Genomic DNA, 18,476 nt, shown 5'->3' on the forward strand with positions numbered 1-18,476 from the left:
TCCGGTCAGGGCGCGGCAAAGGGGCGGCGGTTGGCAAGGCTGGGCACTTTGGCGCGGGCCTTGTCACATTCTTCCATGTCCATGTCACAAAAGTAAACGCCGGGGGCCGTCCCGGCATCAAGCACGATCTCCCCCCAAGGGGCCACAACCAGCGAATGCCCATAGGTATCGCGGGTTTTGTGCTCGGCACTGGCGTGCGTGCCGGTCTGCGCCGGGGCCAACACATAGCAGCCATTCTCAATCGCTCGCGCCCGCAACAGGCTATGCCAATGCGCAGCCCCGGTAACCGGAGAGAAGGCGGCAGGCATCGTCAAGATCTGCGCTCCGGCTTCGGTGAGCGCCTGGTAAAGCGCCGGAAAACGCATGTCATAGCAAACCGACATGCCGATCTTGGCAAAGGGCGTCTCAGCCACCACAGCCTTATCACCGGGGCGATAACCTGCGGATTCGCGGTAGGTCTCGGTCGCGCTGATATCCACGTCGAACATATGGATCTTGTCGTAGCGGGCCACGACCTCTCCCTGAGGGGAGATCAGGAAAGACCGATTGGCAAAACGCCCATCGCCGCCCCGCGTCTTGAGCGCGAGTGAGCCGATCAGCAGCCAGATGCCCGCCTTCGCCGCCTCTTCGCGCAGGGCCGCGAGGGTGGCATCGTCTTCCTCATAGGCCAGCACCGACTGTTGATGGGATCGGCTGGTGCTGACGCAATTCGTCACCTCGGGGGTCAGGACAAACTCGGCCCCGCCCGCCACCGCCTCGCCCAGCAGGGCGCGGGTCTTGACCAGATTGGCGGCGGGGTCGTCCGAGACGTTGAGTTGCAGCAGCGCGATTTTCATCTGTCGCTCAGCAATGCATCCAGCTTGCCGGCACGGTCCAGCGCATAAAGCTCATCGCATCCACCGACATGCACATCGCCGATAAAAATCTGCGGCACGGTCCGGGCACCGCCAGCACGCTGGATCATCTCTTTCTTGCGCTCTGGCTCCGACAGCACGTCGACCTCATCAAAGGCTGCGCCCTTTTGGGTCAGCAGGCGTTTGGCGGAATGGCAAAAACCGCAGAGCGGCGACGTGTAGATTTCGACAGGTTGCATAGGATCACCCTTTGAACAGTTAACGTTGCACAGTGATCTAGGTCTCTTTGGCCACGCGCGCCAGTGCCAGCACGAAAACGGGGCCGGACCCGGCGGCCAGACAAGCCTGCGTGCAGGCGGTCAATGTGGCGCCGGAGGTAAAGACATCGTCCACCAAGATCACCGGTCGCGTTATGATACGGTGCCGCCGCCGCGGATGCACGCGGATCGCCTGTTCCAACACCCGATACCGGGCTGCACGGCCCAAACCCTCCAACGAGGGCGTATGCCGGACCCGCTGCAACAGATCGGGACACCAGCGATGCCCGGTTTCCGCCGACAGCGCCTTGGCCAGTAGAGCCGATTGATTGTAACGCCGTTTCAGTAAGCGCAGCCAATGCAGCGGCACCGGCGCGATGAGCGCTTCATGCGGCAGGATGCCCTGCGCCGCATGCGCCATCCAGCGCGCGGCGGGGCGGGCGATCTCTTGCCGGTCGCTATGTTTCAGCGCCAGAACCAGCCTGCGCCCCATATCGCGGTAGATGAGCGCCGTGCGCCCCTGCGCCCAAGGCCGCGGCGTGGCAAGACAGGCATCACAATGGGGTGAACCCACGTCCCCGCCGCCCGGCAGGGGCAGCCCGCAGGCATCGCAGACCGTTCCCCCGATGAAGGCCGTGTCGCGCCAGCAGGCGCCGCAGAGGCCAAAGTCTGCGTCCACCACCCCGCCACAGCCCAGACAGCGCGGCGGGTAAATTAATGAGAGCGCTGTTTGAAGTCCCCGTGCCGGCATTCTATGTGTTCCCCATGACAGCACAGCCCACCTTGACCGACCCCAAGGCCCTCACCCATCGTCGCGCCCGCGCAACGGCGCGGGGCATGTTCCTGCAACAGGCAGCCGCCGATGAGGTTCAGGATCGGGTGGGATTGGTTAAGAAAGCGTTTACCGCGCCAGCCATCGTGACAGCGTTCCCGCAGGTCTGGGCGGCATCCTTCCCCGAGGCCAAGATTATCCCCGAAGCCGATGTGCTGGCGCTAGAACCGCAGGCTCATGATCTGGTGATCCACGCTATGGGTTTGCACTGGGCGAATGATCCGATCGGCCAGCTGATCCAATGCCGCCGTGCGCTGCGGCCCGATGGGCTGTTGCACGCCGTGGCGCTTGGCGGGCAGACCCTGCATGAATTGCGCGCCTGTCTTGGCCAAGCCGAAGCCGAAGTGACCGGCGGCCTCTCCCCGCGCATCGCCCCGATGGGGGAACTGCGCGACCTTGGCGCGCTGTTGCAACGTTCCGGACTGGCGCTGCCGGTGGCCGACAGCCAGCCGCTGACCGTGGAATACGAAAACGCTTGGGCCCTGATGCGCGACCTGCGCGAGATGGGGGAAACCAACGCTTTGCAAGCACGTCTGCGCCGCCCCACTGGTCGCGCGGTCCTGACCCGCGCGGCAGAGCTCTATGCCACGCATTTCACCGCTCCCTCGGGCCGGATCACCGCGACCTTTGACATGATCTTCCTCGCCGGGTGGGCACCGGATGAAAGCCAGCAGAAACCGCTGCGCCCCGGTTCGGCGCAGCAACGGCTGGCAGATGCGCTGAATAGTCGCGAGGAACCCCTCCCCGATTGACCCAATCTGCAAAGCGGCTATCTCTGCGCGGATCATATGTGCGAGGAAACCCCATGCAGGCACCCCAGCCCGAGACGGCCCGACCCCAACACGGCCCCAGCGATCACCCCAAAGTCCCGCGTCCCAAGGTTGGCGTTCTGCTCGCCAACCTCGGCACGCCGGACGGCTATGACTATTGGTCGATGCGCCGCTACCTGAGCGAGTTCCTCTCGGACCGCCGGGTGATCGACTACAGCCCGTGGAAATGGCAGCCGCTGTTGCAGACGGTGATCCTGACCAAACGCCCCTTCACCAGCGGCGCGGCCTATAAATCAATCTGGAACGAGGCCGAGAACGAAAGCCCGTTGGCGACGATAACCAAGTCGCAAACCGCCAAGATCAAGGCGGCGCTGCAGGCGCGTTACGGCACGGATGTGATGGTCGATTACGCCATGCGCTATGGCAATCCATCGACCCAGTCCAAGGTCGAAGCGATGGTTGCCGCAGGATGCCAAAAGATCCTGTTTTTCCCGCTTTATCCGCAATACGCCGGGGCCACGACCGCAACGGCGAATGACGCTTTCTTTGCTGCATTGGCCAAAGAGAAATGGCAGCCTGCCTCGCGTACGGTCGCGCCTTATTTTGACCGGCCCGACTATATCGAAGCGCTGGCGCAATCGGTTGAGCGTGCCTATGCCGCGAAGGACAAAAAGCCCGACCTGCTGGTCTGCTCCTACCACGGTTTGCCGCAGCGCTATTTGATGGAGGGTGACCCCTATCATTGCCAATGCCAGAAAACGACGCGCCTGTTGAAAGAGCGTTTGGGCTGGCAGGACAGCGAGATCATGACGACCTTCCAATCGCAATTCGGCCCCGAAGAATGGTTGCAGCCTTACACGGTTGAAGAGGTCGCCCGTCAGGCCAAAGCTGGCAAGAAAAGCATCGCCGTCTGCGCGCCTGCCTTTTCGGCGGATTGCATCGAAACGCTGGAAGAGATCAACGAAGAGATCAAGGAGAGCTTTGAAGAGGCGGGCGGCGAGGATTTCACCTATATCCCATGCCTTAACGATGATGACGCGCATATCGAGGCACTGACCACGATCATCAGCGAAAATCTAGCCGGTTGGGTCTAAGCCGATCCGGGGGTCGCTGCGGCGGCCCCTTTTTCAAAACCATACGCAGAATACAAAAAAGGCGGTGCACTGCACCGCCTTTTCCGTTTGATCGTCAGTTCCGATTAGTCGGAAGCAACAGCTGCGGCAACCAGTGCCAACAGGATCAGGGGAACCAGGATGCCCGAGGACGAACCTGTTGTTTCTTCCACGATGACCGGTGCTTCGACGATTGGCTCGGCCAGCGAACCAGCAAAAGCAGTCGATGCAGCAGCGGACAGAGCAGCGGCGAGAACGAGTTTCTTCATAACATAACCTCCAGAATAGGCGTGCAGTATCATGTACATACACGCGCCCAAGACTTACCTCGTGACTCCGTTCTAAACAGTATCGGCAAAAGTTTGCAAACCCGGAATCAGCTATTGCATCAAGGAATCAGGAAAATGTCGTCAAATAAGCAACACTTGGGTGCCGACCTTTGTGAAGGCAAAAAGTTCGGCGATATGTTCGTTATAGAGCCCGATGCAACCATTGGAAGACTTACGTCCAATTTTTCTTGTGTCGTGGGTTCCGTGGATACGATAATAGGTCCAGCTGAGGTATAGCGCGTGGGAGCCCAAGGGGTTGTCCGGGCCGGGGCCAACATAGGGCGGCCACTCGGGATTACGCTTCAGCATCGAAGGCGTCGGGCGCCAGCTTGGCCCCTCTACTTTCTTGATGATCCGGGTACGGCCACGACGGGTCAGGTCTTCGGTCAGGGGCACGGACGAAGGGTAAAGCTTGTAAACGCTTTGATCTTCGGACCAGTAATGCACCGCGCGGCTGTCAATATCTACCAGCACCGCGCCGTTGCGCGTGTCGCTGAAATAAGGCCGCCAATCCAACATGCGGAAGCTAGAGACATTGCGCTTGACCGATTCAGTCAAATCGCGCTCTGCTTCGGTGGTCGCGTCTGAGTTAAAAGAAGAGGTATCTTGCGCCAGTGCCGGGGTGGCAAGCATCGCAGCACTGCCAGCAAGGAAGCCACGACGGCTCTGAAACGAAAAACGGTGAGCGGACATGGAGCGTCTCCAAACTGAAATTATGCTAATTAATGCCACATATATGGCTTGAAAGTCGCAGTTTCAATTGAAACCGCTGTTTGATGGCAGACTCACGCCTATGTGCGTTTGAACTGCAACGCACCCCGATGTAAGGCAGAAAAAATTTCATTGCGTGGAGCGCTCATATGATCCGTATCCTGTCCATCCTGCTGGCGCTGACGGTTGCGCTGTCTGCCTGTGCCCCGTCCAGCACGACCGGTGGCAAAGCCGGCGGTTCCTACCGCATCAGCCGTTCCGACGCGGGTACAATCCAATTCCGCATGCTCGACTCGGTGAATGCGCTGCGCAGCTCTGCTGGGGTCACGCCCTTGGCGCTGGATGCCAAACTGAACGCCGCCGCCGCGACACACTCGCGCGATATGTCGGTGCAAAACCGGCCATGGCACTTCGGCTCTGATGGATCGTCGCCAATCGACCGTATCCAACGCGTTGGCTATACCGGCGGTCTGGTTGGCGAAGTGATCTCGGAAACCTATGAGACCGAGCTTGAGACCCTCGCCGCTTGGATGGAGCAGCCAGACACCCGCCGCATCTTGATGGCGCCCGATGGCCGCCAGATGGGTTTCTCTTGGTATCAGGAAAACGGTGGCAAGATCTGGTGGACGCTGGTCGTCGGCAACTGATCTTTCGCTGAACAATCAGCTTATCCGGCCCCTGCGGGGGCCGGTGTCGTTTCTACCTAGCCTTTGATCAAGGTGTGATCAGGATCGGCGTGCCATCGCGCACCATCGCATAGACATCTTCGATCTCTTTGTTGGTGACGGCGATACAGCCCCAAGTCCAATCGTGCTTTTCCTTCTTCCGCGGGTCTTTCTGCCCGTGAATAAAGATGTCGCCGCCGGGGCTCTTGCCCATCGAACGTGCATATTCGGTATCCAACTGGTTCGGGTAATCGATACCAATTGAAAGATGGAACCGGCTGTTCGGATTGCGGCGGTCGATTCGGTACAGCCCTTCGGGCGTGCGCCCGTCCCCCTCAAAGGTCTTGTGACCAACCGGAGCGAAGCCCAGCTTGATCGGATAGTCCTCCAGCACGCGGTTATGATGCAACAACATCATGCGACGTTGGCTTTTGTTCACAACCACATAGGTCACTTCGGGACCGTTGTATCGTTTAAATTTACTGCTGCTGCACGCACCAAGCGCCACCATAGCGGTGCCGCCAAGTATCATTGTCCTGCGCTTCATCACTGTGCCCTCAAAGCCCCGGCCATTCCGGCCCTTTTTACCTGAGCTACCACAATGAGGGATTAATTTCATTCAAAAAGAGGTGATGAGCCGAGCCAAATGCAGCCCCTTTGCCTAACCTTCCGGCAGTGTCAGGCAGGCGGCAAGCTCCACATGCGACGACCAGCGAAACTGATCCACAACCTGCACCCAGTCCAGCCGATACCCTGCCGCCACCATGTTTTGCACATCGCGGGCAAAGCTGACCGGGTTGCACGAAACATAGGCCACGCGCGGCACCCCGGCACGGATAATCTCGGCCACCTGCGCCTCGGCCCCGGCGCGAGGCGGGTCCAGCACAACGGCGTCGATCTTGGCCAATTCATCCGGCAAGAGCGGACGGCGGAACAGATCGCGTGTCTGAACGGTGAGCGGTTTGGCCCCCTTGGCCCGACGCCAGCCGCCCTCAAGCGCGGCGATCATCTCGGCATCGCCCTCAACCGCATGAACCCGCGCCTTTTGCGCCAGTGGCAAAGCGAAGGTGCCGCAGCCTGCGAACAGGTCCGCCACGGTCTCGGCCTGCCCCACGGCATCTACGACGGCGTCGCGCAGGGCCGCTTCGCCATGGCGGGTGGCTTGCAAAAACGCGCCCGGCGGGGGCGTGACCGCTGCGCTGCCAAAGCGCTGCGCGGGCGGCGCACGCATCGCGATCACCTCGCCATCCCAAGTCAGCCGTGCCAGCGCCAAAGCCTCACAGGTCTGCGCCAACTGCTGCCTCAGCGGCCCGTCGAGCGGTTTGCCATTGGCGACAGATACATCAAGCCCCTCTTCTGAAAGCGTCACTGTGACGGCCAATTCGGCTTTCCGGCTGGTGCCGATCAGCGCCAATTCCTCGGCCACTTTCAGACCGGGCAACAGCGCGGGGTCGACCAGCTGACAGCCCGGCACCTCGATCAACACGTCAGAAGCGCGGCCATGGAACCCCGCCATGGCGCCCTTTTTCGTGCGGCGCGCGGCAAAGGTGGCCCGGCGGCGCGATTGCGCGGGGGAGGTTTGGATGGGGCGAAATTCTGTCTCTAACCCATGAGCCGAAAGCGCATTGCGCACCACATCGACCTTCCAAGCCGCCACGAAATCATCCGCGGCATGCTGCAACTGGCAGCCGCCGCAGGATTTGAAATGGCGACAGGGCGGCGCGACCCGCTGGTCGGAGGGGGTGGCGATCCGCACATCGCGAAGCTGCTGCCCCTCGACAACGCCGGTGACGGTTTCCCCCGGTAGGGTCATCGGGGCAAAGATCGGACCTTCGGCGATGCCATCGCCGTGGTGGCCGAGACGCAAGATTTCATGTTCTGTCATAGCCTGCCCATAGCGCGGCAAAGGCGACTGGGAAAGCCTATTCCGCCGCCTTCACATCCAGAAACCCGCCCGACTGCCTATGCCAATAGCGCGCATAAAGCCCGTCTTGGGCAAGCAAATCGGCATGGCTGCCAATCTCTGCGATGCGACCTGCGTCCAGCACCATGATGCGGTTCATTTCGGTCAGGGTCGACAGGCGGTGGGCGATGGCCAGCACGGTTTTGCCCTCCATCACCCGGTCAAGGGTCTGCTGAATCGCGGCCTCGACCTCGCTATCAAGGGCGCTTGTCGCCTCATCCAGCACCAGTATCGGCGCGTCTTTCAGGATGGCGCGGGCCAAGGCGATGCGCTGGCGCTGGCCGCCCGAAAGCTTCACCCCACGCTCCCCCAGATGCGCGTCATAGCCGTGGCGACCTTTGTGATCTTCGAGCTGCTGGATAAACTCATGCGCCTCGGCCCGTTCGGCGGCGGCGATGACCTCGGCCTCTGTCGCGTCGGGGCGGCCGTAGAGGATGTTATCCCGCGCGGAGCGGTTGAACATCGCCGTCTCCTGCGTAACCATGCCGATATTGCGACGCAGGCTCTCTTGCGTGACTTCCGATGTATCCACTCCGTCTATCAAAATCTTGCCCTGCTCCGGTTCATAGAGCCGCAAGAGCAGCGCCACGAGTGTCGATTTCCCTGCCCCCGAGGCACCAACAATCCCCAGCTTCTCGCCCGGTTTGATGGTAAGCAAAATCTGATCGATCCCGCCGGTCTGGCGGCCATAGGCAAAACCGAGGTCACGCAACTCGATCTGCCCGGCCTCCACGACCAATTTCTGCGCATCAGGCCCATCATCCAACCGCACGCGCGGCGTCAGGGTGCGCATGCCGTCCTCGACCTCACCGATATTGGAATATATCGCCATCAGCGTGAAAGAGACCCAGCCCGTCATCTGCGCAATACGGATCGCAATGGCACCGGAGGCGACGATATCGCCTTCGCTTGCCATATCGCGCTGCCATAGCAGGATTGTCCCGCCCATCAGCAAAACTGGCAAAAGCCCCGCAAGACTCATCAGCGCCAGCCGGAACCCGGCGGCGAGATAGCCGAACTCCAACGCCCGGGCACGAAAGCTTTGCATTGCGGAAAGCGCTGCTCGGTCTTCGTGATCGGCATGGGCAAAGAGTTTCACCGTTTTAATGTTGGTGATCGTATCCACCACCTGCCCCGACACCATCGCCCGCGCCCCGGCACGGCCCGCCGCCCGCTTGCGGACCCGGGGCAGGAACCAGTTGATCAGCGCTAGATACATCACCAGCCAGACTGAAAACCCAACCGCCACGCGCCAGTCAATCGCCAAGAGCAGCGCAACCGACCCGACGAGAGAGGCCAGCGCAAAGGCCACCACGTTGATCACCTCGGCTGCCACATCTGTCACCGCCCGCGCGGCCTGCATCTGCTTTTGCGCGATGCGTCCGGCGAAGTCTTCGTCAAAGAAATTTACGTTTTGCCCCAGCGTCCAACGGTGCAGACGCGACAACACCAGCGGGTTCACATTGGGCTGCACCATGATCGCGTTCGAGGCCGAGGACAGGCCGAACAGCACGGGACGTGCCACAAGAAAGAACGCGACCGCGCCCAGCACCAGCACCAGACTGCTGCCTTCGAAGAACCGCTCTGGCCCCGCGCTGACCGTAGCGTCGATGACCTTGCCCAATATCCACGCCGTGCCCGCCTCCATCGCGCCAGCGGCGGCGGAAAGGAGCGCGGCAAGCCAAAGCACCGGCCAAGCCCCCGACAGACACCAGCGCATGAAGGCCCCCAGCGTTTGCGGCGGCGGGCCATCAGCGGGGTGAAACGGGTTGATCCAGTTCGAAATGCTCACGTCTTGTCATCCAATGCGAGAAAACCGCCCGACTGACGGTGCCAGAAGGCTGCATATAGGCCAGCTTTCTCCAAAAGCGCGTCGTGGGTGCCTTCTTCGACGATACGTCCCTGATCCAAAACAAGAATTCGGTCCATCTCGGCAATTGTAGACAGCCGGTGCGCGATGGCGATGACGGTCTTGCCAGCCATCATGCCATAGAGTGTTTCCTGAATGACCGCCTCCACCTCACTGTCGAGCGCGCTGGTTGCCTCATCCAGCAGCAAGATCGGCGCGTTCTTCAGGATCACCCGCGCCAGAGTGATGCGCTGACGCTGCCCGCCGGAGAGTTTCACACCCCGTTCGCCGACACGGGCATCATAGCCCGCGCGCCCCTCCGGATCTGTCAGATCAAGAATGAACTCATGCGCCTGCGCCTGTTTCGCCGCCGCGACCATCTCGGCCTCGCTGGCGTCGGGGCGGCCGTAGAGAATGTTCTCACGCACCGAACGATGAAGCAGCGAGGAATCCTGCTGCACGACACCGATATGCCGCCGCAAACTGTCTTGCCGGACTTGGGAGATGTCCTGCCCGTCGATCCGGATCTGCCCCGCTTCGGCGTCATAGAACCGCAGCATCAGCTTCACGAGCGTCGATTTCCCCGCGCCGGAACGGCCAACAAGGCCAATCTTCTCGCCCGGTTGTACGATGATATTGATGCCCTGAACCCCGCCGCTCTCGCGCCCGTAGTGGTGGCTTAGATCTGCCATCTCGATCCGCCCTTCGGTCAGCTTCAAGGGCGGCGCATCGCGTCGGTCGGTCAGGGCAAGGGGCTGGGCAATGGTCTCCATCCCCTCGGCCACAACACCCAATTCGCGGAAGAAACTCGACAGCGCCCACATGATCCAGCCGGTCATGGAGTTAAGCCGCAGCGCCAGCGCGGCGGCAGCGGCCACGACGCCAACGCTCGCTTCGCCCGCCATCCAAAGCACCAGCCCCCAGCCGACAATACCCACGATCAACATGCCGTTAAGAAGGGTCAGCACCACATCCATGATGCTGAAAATCCGCATCTCGCCCTGAAAGGTACGCCGCGCCTCTTCGATGGCCTCTCCGGCAAAGTCGACCTCTAGATCATGATGCGCGAACATCTTGACCGAATGGATATTCGTATAGGCATCTACCACGCGCCCCGTCACCTGAGACCGCGCATCTGACGCCGCTTTGGAGGCTGGGCCGACCCGTTTGATCGTCCATGCCACCAAGCCAGCGTAGAGGATAAACCACCCCAAAAGCGGCACTAACAAACGGATATCAGAGGTAGAAAGCAAAATCGCCGCGCCGATCATATAGGCCAGCGAGTAAGAGATCGCATCGAAGACTTGGAACACCACCTCCCCCGCCGCGGGGGGTGTTTGCATGATGCGATTGGCTATACGCCCGGCGAAGTCATTCTCAAACCAACCGACCGATTGCCGCAAGACATGCCGATGCGCCCGCCAACGGATCAGGGTGCCAAAGTTCGGCAGGATGGCGTTGTTCAGCAGCATCACGTCGAAGGCTTGCACCAAGGGTCTCAGGAACAGCACCGCGAGGGCGACAAGGATCAGTTCGGTCCCGTAGTCCTCCCACATCTGCGCGGGATCGCTGCCGAGCAGGTCAACGATCCGGCCCATGTAGTAGATCAGACCAATCTCAATCGCAGCCACAAGGATCGCCATCACCCCGGCGAGGACGAAGACCTTTTTAAAGGGCTGCGCATAATCCCGCAAAAAGGGCCAAAGCCCCTGCGGCGGGTGGTCCTTTTCGCGATAGGCAACATAGGGATCTACGAGGTTTTCGAAAAATCGGAACATGGGGAGGCCTTGGAAACAAACGTGCAAAATGATTGGCGATGCCCAATGGCAAAGCCGCTATGGAGCTAATGGTTATGCTAGCTTAGCTGAACCAGATCCCGCGGTACATTTCGCACATCTCCCTTGCAATGCAGCTTGGATAGCCGAAATCGGCGTCGATGTCGACCTAGCTTGCCTCGGACAGCAGTTCCGCGCGGGACAGGGAGAAATCGGAAGCGATCCAAATTTGCTCTAACCGAGCAATCTCATACCCCAACTCAGGGCCTTTAAACTTCGGCATCAGATCCTTGGCCGACACGGGAAACCGCGCGGAAGCTGCGCGAGTTATCGTCTCTAATACGGCGCTTTCGGGCAATTCTTCAGCCAAACAGGCCCGCAGCAATGCAGCGCCGCGCGCCGCTTCAACTCCGTGCCGATAAGCCAGTTCTGACAGGGGTAGCCCCGCAAAGCCCTGTTCTTGAAATAGCGCAAGACGTTTGGCTTCGACCCTGCTTAGCCGCAGACGGCCAGCCACTCCCTCTCCGCCCAGCGCAGCCAGACGAACCAACCAATCCGGAGCCAGCTCCAGCGCCTGCTCGAAATGGACCAGCGTGGATATCCAGCGGTCATCGCTCCCCGGCAAGAGCACCGGCAAAACGCCGGTCTGGCGCATCAACGCCAATGCTGGCGCGGGATCAGGAGCGCGGAGCAGCTTTTTAAATTCTTGGCCCACACGCTCTGCCGAAAGAGTCTCTAGCCCGTCCAAATTTGATGCGATCGCGTCCAGCGCATCAGGTTCCGGCCCCACCTCCGGATCGCCATACCACGCCATGAAACGAAAATAGCGCAGGGTGCGCAGATAATCTTCGCGAATGCGCTGCCCCGCGTCTTCGATAAAACGCAGGCGTTTCGCGCGTAGGTCAGGCAGCCCGCCCAGCGGGTCAAGCACCTGGCCGTCCGGCGTGGCGTAAAGCGCATTCATCGTGAAATCGCGGCGCCGCGCGTCCTCGGTGATATCGGTCGAGAAAGCCACAACCGCACGGCGGCCATCTGTTTTGACATCGCGGCGAAAGGTGGTGATCTCGAACGGCTTGCCGCCAGAAACCAACGTCACCGTACCATGGTCGATCCCTGTCGGCACAGCCTTGACCCCGGCGGCCTTGGCCAGCGCCATCACCGTTTCAGGTGTCGCATCGGTGGAGAGATCCACATCGCTGTCCGGCAGGCCCAGCAGCGCGTCGCGCACGCAACCACCGACGAAATAGATACGATGCCCGCCGTCCTGCACCACGCGGCAGACCCGCTGTGCATCTTCGTCCTGCAACCAGCGCGTCGAAGCTGGAATCATCTGTTCATTCGCGTCGCCCATGCCCGCAACATACGCGCGGTCGCGCCCCAGATGTAATAGGGGCCGTAGGGCACGGCGTAATAATACCGCCGCTGGCCGCGCCAACGCCGGGAATGGACAAGGTAATTGCTGGGGTTCAGCACATGGTCCAGCGGCACGCGAAACACCTCTTCAACCTCGCCGGGCTCTGGCACCACGGTGAAATCGCGCGTCACATAGCCGATCACGGGGGTCACGTTAAAGCCGGTCACGGTCTCATGGGCCGGAAGAACGCCCAAGACATCCACGATGTCGCTCGGCAGGCCGATCTCTTCGCGGGCTTCGCGCAGGGCGGCGGCGATGACATCCGCATCGCCGCCGTCTTGTTTGCCCCCCGGAAAGGCTATCTGTCCGGGGTGATGTTTCAACGCCGAAGAGCGTTTGGTGAGGATCAGTTCCAATCTTGCACCCGTATCAATCACCGGCGCAAGCACGCCCGCAGGCCGCAGGCTACGCCCCTCAGGCAAAGTGACCTCCGGGTTCAGGTCAAAATCAGAGGATTCTACCCCTGTCTGCGCGAGCGCCTCGCGGAAAGACTGGAATCGATCGCTCACCTTAGGCCTTGGCGTCGAAACCGACCGTGGCCGGGTCGAGGTCATAATGCGCGCCGCAGAATTGGCAATCGGCGGTCACCCGGCCCTCGTCCGTCGTCATTTTCTCGATGTCGCGAGCCGAGTAGATCGAAAGGCTTTGGCGCACGCGATCTTCGGAGCAAGTACACCCAAAACGCACCGGCTGCGCATCATAGACCCGCGGTTGTTCCTCGTGAAACAATCGCAGCAGCAGGTCGGTGGGTGGCACGCTGGGGCCGATCAACTCCAACTCCTCGACCGTGCCGAGCAGGATATTGACGCGGTTCCAGTTCTCGGCCTCATCGCCTTCGACCAAGTCGTCGGCCTTGAGGACATCGCCAGTCCCCTCGCCCGATGCCGCCAGCGGGGAGGCTTTGGGCATATGTTGCAACATGATTCCGCCAGCGCGCCAGTGCTCCGGCTCATCCGGACCGGACGATTTACCAAAGCTTAGCGAAAAACGGGTCGGCAACTGTTCGGACTGCGCAAAATAGGCTTCGGCACAGGCGGCCAAAGACCCGCCGGCCAGCGGCGTGATGCCCTGATAGGGGGTCATGCCTTTGCCTTGGTCGATCATGATCGCGAAATAGCCTTCGCCGATCTGTTCAAACGGGGCGTCATCGGTCAGCCGATCTGCATCATAGCTGGCATAGGCGCGGATGCGCGCAGCCTCGCCTTCCTTTTCGGGGCCGTAGTAATCGGTAGCGATCATCCGCACGGCACCTTTGGATTGCACCTGTAGCGACAGTTTCCAACGCAGTTTGATCGTCTGACCGATCAAAGCGGTCAGCAAAGCCATTTCGGCCACCAAAGCTTCAACCTGCGGCGGGTAATCGTGCTGCTTCAGGATGCCTTCCAACACGCCATCAAGCCGCGCCACGCGGCCGCGCATGTCGACATCATCAAGCTGAAAGGGCAGAACGGTATCGTCCCACGCGATTTTAGTTCCTTGGGTCATCGGGTTTCCTTATCGGGGGCCGCTTGGCATACCGCGTCTATATAGGCGCAGCAACCCATGGAAAAAGGGGCAGCAGATGATCAGACGTACAGGCCGCGCACCGCAGCCCGGCCAAACCTACACGCCCCGCCCCGGCGCCTATGCCATTCTGCCGCTGCAAAGCCGCTTTTTGATGACGCTTGAAATGGGCGACGAGACCGAAGTGCAACTGCCCGGTGGCGGCATTGAGGCTGGTGAATCCCCTCTTCAAGCGCTGCACCGCGAAGTGCTGGAAGAAACCGGTTGGCGCATCGCCCGCCCGCGCCGTCTGGGTGCGTTCCGCCGTTTCACCTATATGAAGGATTACGATCTTTGGGCGCAGAAAATCTGCCATATCTACGTCGCCCACCCTGTGCGCCAGATTGCCGAACCGACAGAACAACACCATGCCACACTGGTGCTATCTGCCAGCGAGGCCGTGGCAACCCTCGCGAATGAGGGCGACAGGCTGTTTCTAGAACGTTACTTCACATCACAAAACAAACTGCGCCAACGTCTCGTCGTTGGTAATGTCCGTATAGGTAAAACCTGATTGTCCCAACTGCTCCAAGAAAGGCCTAAAGCTCTCAGGCTGCCGTGTCTCGATCCCGATCAAAACCGAACCAAAATTGCGCGCTGACTTTTTAAGATACTCAAAGCGGCAAATGTCATCATCAGGCCCAAGCATCATCAGGAACTCTTTCAAGGCGCCGGGCCGCTGCGGCATGCGCAGGATGAAATATTTCTTGACCCCGGAATAGCGCTGCGCTCGCTCCTTAACTTCAGGCAAACGCTCGAAATCGAAGTTACCGCCTGAGGCCACACAGACCACCGTTTTGCCTACAATTTGATCCGCCACTTCGCCCAGCGCATCAATCGACAGCGCGCCTGCTGGCTCCAACACGATGCCCTCGACATTCAACATCTCATTGATCGTCACGCAGATACGGTCCTCCGGCAGATGCACCACATCCGCAGGGTTCACCCCGCGAAGCCGCTCAAACGTCCGCGCACCTATCTTAGCCACTGCGGCGCCATCGACAAAGTTATCAATCGGAGAGACATCGACCGGCGCCCCCACTTCCAACGCCCGCGCCAAGCTCGGCGCACCGGCAGGTTCTACGAATGTGTAATCACAGGTGTCGCCAAAATAACTGACCACCCCCGAAGACAGGCCGCCGCCGCCCACCGGCAAGATCACCCGGTCTGGCACCCGCCCTAATTGCTCGGCAATTTCAACGGCAACAGATGCCTGCCCCTCAATCACATCCTCGTCGTCAAAGGGCGACAGGAAATGCGCCCCCTCATCCCGGCAAAAGTTCTGCGCAGCGGCCAGAGTGGCGTCGAAATAATCCCCGACCAGCCGGATCTCGATGTTATCGCCGCCAAAAATGCGGGTCTTCTGCACTTTCTGTTGTGGCGTCGTCACCGGCATAAAAATCACACCCCGCACCCCGAAATGGCTACAGGCAAAAGCCACCCCCTGTGCATGGTTTCCTGCCGAGGCACAGACAAACAGCCCCTGCCCCGGGATCACCTTGCGCATCGCATTGAACGCGCCACGCAGCTTGTAAGAGCGTACAGGGCTCAAATCCTCGCGTTTCAACCAAATATCCGCGTCAAAACGCTCCGACAGATGCTCATTCCGCAACAGTGGTGTGGCCGGAAACAACACCCGCAACGCCTCTGCCGCCGCCTGTGCTTTTTGTGCAAAATCATCCGCCATCTGTGCTCTCCTTGCTGCCATTCGTCGATAGGCGCGCAGCCTGCATAGGTCAACGCAGGCTTCAATCTTGCCCGCGCCCGCGAAAACCGCTACCTCGCAGAGCGAACTTGAAAGGAACCCCGTCATGTCCGCGCCCAAGAAAGTCGTGCTTGCCTATTCCGGCGGCCTCGATACCTCGATCATCCTGAAATGGCTACAAACCGAATATGGCTGCGAAGTGGTGACCTTCACCGCCGACCTCGGCCAAGGCGAAGAGCTAGAACCGGCTCGCAAGAAAGCTGAGATGATGGGCATCGCCCCAGAAAACATCTACATTGAAGACGTCCGCGAAGAATTCGTGCGCGATTTCGTCTTCCCGATGTTCCGCGCCAATGCTGTTTATGAAGGTCTCTACCTGCTAGGCACTTCAATCGCCCGTCCGCTGATCTCCAAACGTCTGGTAGAGATCGCCGAAGAAACTGGCGCCGATGCGGTCGCCCACGGCGCCACCGGTAAAGGCAACGACCAAGTTCGCTTTGAACTGGCCGCCTATGCGCTGAACCCTGACATCAAAGTGATCGCCCCTTGGCGCGAATGGGATCTGTCGAGCCGCACGAAACTTCTGGCCTTCGCGGAAGAAAACCAAATCCCGATCGCCAAAGACAAACGCGGCGAAGCGCCATTCTCTGTCGATGCCAACCTCCTGCACACCTCGTCCGAAGGCAAAGTCCTCGAAGACCCCGCCGTCGATGCACCCGACTACGTCTACCAGCGCACAGTCAGCCCCGAAGACGCACCCGACACCCCTGAATACGTCGAAATCGGCTTCGAGCGCGGCGATGCCGTCAGCATCAACGGCGAAGCCATGTCCCCCGCCACGATCCTCACGAAACTTAACGAGCTTGGCGGCAAACACGGCTGCGGTCGTCTCGATCTCGTCGAAGGTCGTTTTGTCGGTATGAAGTCCCGCGGCATCTACGAAACCCCTGGCGGCACCCTGCTGCTCGAAGCCCACCGCGGCATCGAATCCATCACGCTCGACCGCGGTGCCATGCACCTCAAAGACGAGCTGATGCCGAAGTACGCAGAGTTGATCTACAACGGTTTCTGGTACAGCCCCGAACGCATGATGCTGCAAGCCGCCATCGACGCCAGCCAAACCCACGTCACCGGCACCGTGCGCCTGAAACTCTACAAAGGCCATGTGCGCACCGTAGGGCGCTGGTCCGATCACAGCCTCTACTCCGAAGCCCATGTGACCTTCGAAGACGACGCCGGCGCCTATGACCAGAAAGATGCCGCAGGCTTCATCCAACTGAACGCCCTGCGCCTCAAACTGCTCGCCGCCCGCGACAAACGTCTCAAAAGCTGAAGCGCGGAAGCCCCCTTCCCCTTCATCCTTTCTTAAATACCCGCGGGGGTCCGGGGGCAGCGCCCCCAGCGGCCTCCTCCAAGGGCGCCAAAAGAAGAAGGCTCAGGCGTTTCCACCTGAGTCTTTTTCTTAACAAGCGCCAAGATACATCACTCCGTGTTCACTACCTTCATCACCAATGCACCCTTCGGTTTGTTCGGCTGGCCCTCTTCCGGCTTAACATCGAACACCGTCTGCTTTGCGTCGCTACCTTCAGGCTGAACGATCATCATAACCATATCGTCCTCTTCGACCTCATCTTGCAGCACCGGGGCGATTTCTTTGGCCTCCCCGGCGCGCAGTGGGGCAACGCCAATCACTGCGCCGGGTTTCATTTCTTCATCGGTCCGGTACATTATTAACCAACCGTTTTCATCCGCGATAACCTTTTCCGCACTTACAGCGGTATAAGAAAAATCATCGTCTGATGCTTCGGCCATGGCAGTGGCATATGCATCGGCGCAAGCACCACCCGTAACCATCGCCAAGGCGATTAGGGTGCTTGTCATACTTCTCATTTACTTCGTCCCCCATTTGCAGCCGCTATATTCACGAAGAAGGAGACCAGAAGTTTCAAATTTGTCGTTTTAATTTTATCCGCTTGGTAAAAAGCTTCTCATAATAGGGCATAGCCTCTTCCAAGACCTCTTGCTGAGTTCGGTTAAGTTCGGGCAATGCTCCTTCGGGGCCTGCGAAACCGGTGCTTTTGTGGATGGCCCCGTACCAATGCGGCGCCCAAACGCCGTCTTCAGGTCGTGGCCCGGCAGACCAGTGCAACATTGCGGGATCAAAGGGTAAATTTACCGCCGTGCATAGTTTGCGCAGCATACATTCGGGATCCGCGCGGATATCTGCACTATCAATGATTACCCCACCAAGATGTTCATACAGCATGACCTGACGCTCAAAACCAATATCGGCCAAGCGTGGCTCTTCGCGTTTTTCCGCGTAGCTAGAAATCACCCGCGCAGGATGCCGGATGAGGTGGACGTTCACGCAGTCCTTCGCCCAATCCAGCGGAAACCCATCAACCATATGCTGCGCCATATGTTTCATATAAAGGTGCCGCGCGCCGTCCTGTACAAACCCGTTGGGGACCAATGCAGGGTCTTGTTCCTGTGCAGCCAGCACCGCGCCGCGCATCGGGTGGTCCAGACCAGTGACCTTCAGATAGGCTGCATAGAAAGGCTCATCTATCGCGGTAAAGTCCTGACGCGCCCCAAAACTATACATCATCGCCGTGCTCAGATTGCGTGGCCCGGACCACATCGCGATACGCATGAAACTCTCCCAATTGCAGTTCAACCTGCGACGCTAGAAAGATCA

Annotated in this window: 20 protein-coding genes; 5 read left to right on the plus strand and 15 right to left on the minus strand. The window is 59.9% G+C overall.

Annotated elements, in window-relative coordinates; all coding sequences use genetic code 11:
* Positions 1-5: 5 nt before the first annotated feature.
* Genes BM229_RS10350 through BM229_RS10360 form a run of 3 tightly spaced genes read right to left on the minus strand, consistent with a single transcriptional unit; the run spans position 6 to position 1,862 of the window.
* Complete coding sequence (locus tag BM229_RS10350) at positions 6-836, minus strand: carbon-nitrogen hydrolase family protein (protein ID WP_093927569.1); 831 nt, start codon at positions 834-836, stop codon at positions 6-8.
* A complete protein-coding gene (grxC, locus tag BM229_RS10355; RefSeq protein ID WP_067265371.1) occupies positions 833-1,093 on the minus strand; it encodes a glutaredoxin 3 in 261 nt (86 codons plus the stop codon). The genes BM229_RS10350 and grxC overlap by 4 nt, the downstream gene beginning before the upstream one ends.
* 37 nt (positions 1,094-1,130) lie before the next feature.
* The gene (locus BM229_RS10360; protein WP_093927570.1) at positions 1,131-1,862 is read right to left on the minus strand and encodes a ComF family protein; all 732 of its coding nucleotides are present in this window, start codon (positions 1,860-1,862) and stop codon (positions 1,131-1,133) included.
* 14 nt (positions 1,863-1,876) lie between these two features.
* Between BM229_RS10360 and BM229_RS10365 the strand changes: the two genes are divergently transcribed.
* Positions 1,877-2,695, plus strand: coding sequence for a methyltransferase domain-containing protein (locus tag BM229_RS10365; protein ID WP_167360231.1), 819 nt, complete (start codon positions 1,877-1,879; stop codon positions 2,693-2,695).
* A 53-nt stretch (positions 2,696-2,748) separates the two neighbouring features.
* The gene (gene hemH / locus BM229_RS10370; RefSeq protein WP_093927572.1) at positions 2,749-3,807 is read left to right on the plus strand and encodes a ferrochelatase; all 1,059 of its coding nucleotides are present in this window, start codon (positions 2,749-2,751) and stop codon (positions 3,805-3,807) included.
* A 104-nt stretch (positions 3,808-3,911) separates the two neighbouring features.
* Here the strand turns inward: hemH and BM229_RS10375 are convergent, their stop codons facing one another.
* Both BM229_RS10375 and BM229_RS10380 read right to left on the minus strand, forming a co-directional pair.
* Positions 3,912-4,094: a hypothetical protein gene (locus BM229_RS10375; protein WP_067261136.1), complete on the minus strand. Its 183-nt coding sequence runs from the start codon at positions 4,092-4,094 to the stop codon at positions 3,912-3,914.
* 141 nt (positions 4,095-4,235) lie between these two features.
* Positions 4,236-4,847, minus strand: coding sequence for a L,D-transpeptidase (locus BM229_RS10380; protein WP_093927573.1), 612 nt, complete (start codon positions 4,845-4,847; stop codon positions 4,236-4,238).
* A 167-nt stretch (positions 4,848-5,014) separates the two neighbouring features.
* On the opposite strand from BM229_RS10380, the gene dalA reads away from it, so the two are divergent.
* Positions 5,015-5,512, plus strand: coding sequence for a divisome-associated lipoprotein DalA (gene dalA / locus BM229_RS10385; protein ID WP_093927574.1), 498 nt, complete (start codon positions 5,015-5,017; stop codon positions 5,510-5,512).
* A gap of 67 nt (positions 5,513-5,579) precedes the next feature.
* Here dalA and BM229_RS10390 read toward each other — a convergent pair whose 3' ends face one another.
* The 7 genes from BM229_RS10390 to hslO all read right to left on the minus strand — a co-directional run bounded on the left by BM229_RS10390 (position 5,580) and on the right by hslO (position 14,016).
* Entirely contained in the window at positions 5,580-6,077 is a 498-nt protein-coding gene (locus BM229_RS10390) for a L,D-transpeptidase family protein (RefSeq protein WP_093927575.1), read from the minus strand.
* 114 nt (positions 6,078-6,191) lie between these two features.
* The gene (locus BM229_RS10395; RefSeq protein ID WP_093927576.1) at positions 6,192-7,415 is read right to left on the minus strand and encodes a class I SAM-dependent RNA methyltransferase; all 1,224 of its coding nucleotides are present in this window, start codon (positions 7,413-7,415) and stop codon (positions 6,192-6,194) included.
* A gap of 37 nt (positions 7,416-7,452) precedes the next feature.
* Entirely contained in the window at positions 7,453-9,285 is a 1,833-nt protein-coding gene (locus BM229_RS10400) for an ABC transporter ATP-binding protein (RefSeq protein ID WP_093927577.1), read from the minus strand.
* Positions 9,282-11,120: an ABC transporter ATP-binding protein gene (locus BM229_RS10405; protein ID WP_093927578.1), complete on the minus strand. Its 1,839-nt coding sequence runs from the start codon at positions 11,118-11,120 to the stop codon at positions 9,282-9,284. The genes BM229_RS10400 and BM229_RS10405 overlap by 4 nt, the downstream gene beginning before the upstream one ends.
* A 166-nt stretch (positions 11,121-11,286) precedes the next feature.
* Positions 11,287-12,468 carry a CCA tRNA nucleotidyltransferase gene (locus tag BM229_RS10410; protein ID WP_244152157.1) on the minus strand — a complete coding sequence of 394 codons (1,182 nt, stop codon included), beginning with the start codon at positions 12,466-12,468 and terminating at the stop codon, positions 11,287-11,289.
* The gene (locus BM229_RS10415) at positions 12,444-13,040 is read right to left on the minus strand and encodes a CoA pyrophosphatase (protein ID WP_093927580.1); all 597 of its coding nucleotides are present in this window, start codon (positions 13,038-13,040) and stop codon (positions 12,444-12,446) included. Before BM229_RS10415 ends, BM229_RS10410 begins: the two co-directional genes overlap by 25 nt.
* 1 nt (position 13,041) lies before the next feature.
* On the minus strand, positions 13,042-14,016 hold the full coding sequence (gene hslO, locus BM229_RS10420; RefSeq protein WP_093927581.1) for an Hsp33 family molecular chaperone HslO: 975 nt from the start codon (positions 14,014-14,016) through the stop codon (positions 13,042-13,044).
* A 76-nt stretch (positions 14,017-14,092) separates the two neighbouring features.
* On the opposite strand from hslO, the gene BM229_RS10425 reads away from it, so the two are divergent.
* On the plus strand, positions 14,093-14,587 hold the full coding sequence (locus BM229_RS10425) for an NUDIX domain-containing protein (RefSeq protein ID WP_093927582.1): 495 nt from the start codon (positions 14,093-14,095) through the stop codon (positions 14,585-14,587).
* Here the strand turns inward: BM229_RS10425 and ilvA are convergent.
* Entirely contained in the window at positions 14,528-15,760 is a 1,233-nt protein-coding gene (ilvA, locus tag BM229_RS10430) for a threonine ammonia-lyase IlvA (protein ID WP_208604061.1), read from the minus strand. The two genes, BM229_RS10425 and ilvA, sit on opposite strands and share 60 nt — an antisense overlap.
* A 124-nt stretch (positions 15,761-15,884) precedes the next feature.
* Between ilvA and BM229_RS10435 the strand changes: the two genes are divergently transcribed.
* Positions 15,885-17,111, plus strand: a complete 1,227-nt coding sequence (locus BM229_RS10435) for an argininosuccinate synthase (protein WP_093927583.1) — start codon at positions 15,885-15,887, stop codon at positions 17,109-17,111.
* 149 nt (positions 17,112-17,260) lie between these two features.
* On the opposite strand, the gene BM229_RS10440 is transcribed toward BM229_RS10435, so the two are convergent.
* Both BM229_RS10440 and BM229_RS10445 read right to left on the minus strand, forming a co-directional pair.
* Positions 17,261-17,659 carry a DUF7282 domain-containing protein gene (locus BM229_RS10440; protein ID WP_093927584.1) on the minus strand — a complete coding sequence of 133 codons (399 nt, stop codon included), beginning with the start codon at positions 17,657-17,659 and terminating at the stop codon, positions 17,261-17,263.
* 64 nt (positions 17,660-17,723) lie between these two features.
* The gene (locus tag BM229_RS10445) at positions 17,724-18,431 is read right to left on the minus strand and encodes a sulfotransferase-like domain-containing protein (protein ID WP_093927585.1); all 708 of its coding nucleotides are present in this window, start codon (positions 18,429-18,431) and stop codon (positions 17,724-17,726) included.
* Between the last annotated feature and the right edge of the window lie 45 nt (positions 18,432-18,476).

The sequence above is a fragment of the Sulfitobacter dubius genome, assembly GCF_900113435.1.
Lineage (GTDB): Bacteria > Pseudomonadota > Alphaproteobacteria > Rhodobacterales > Rhodobacteraceae > Sulfitobacter > Sulfitobacter dubius.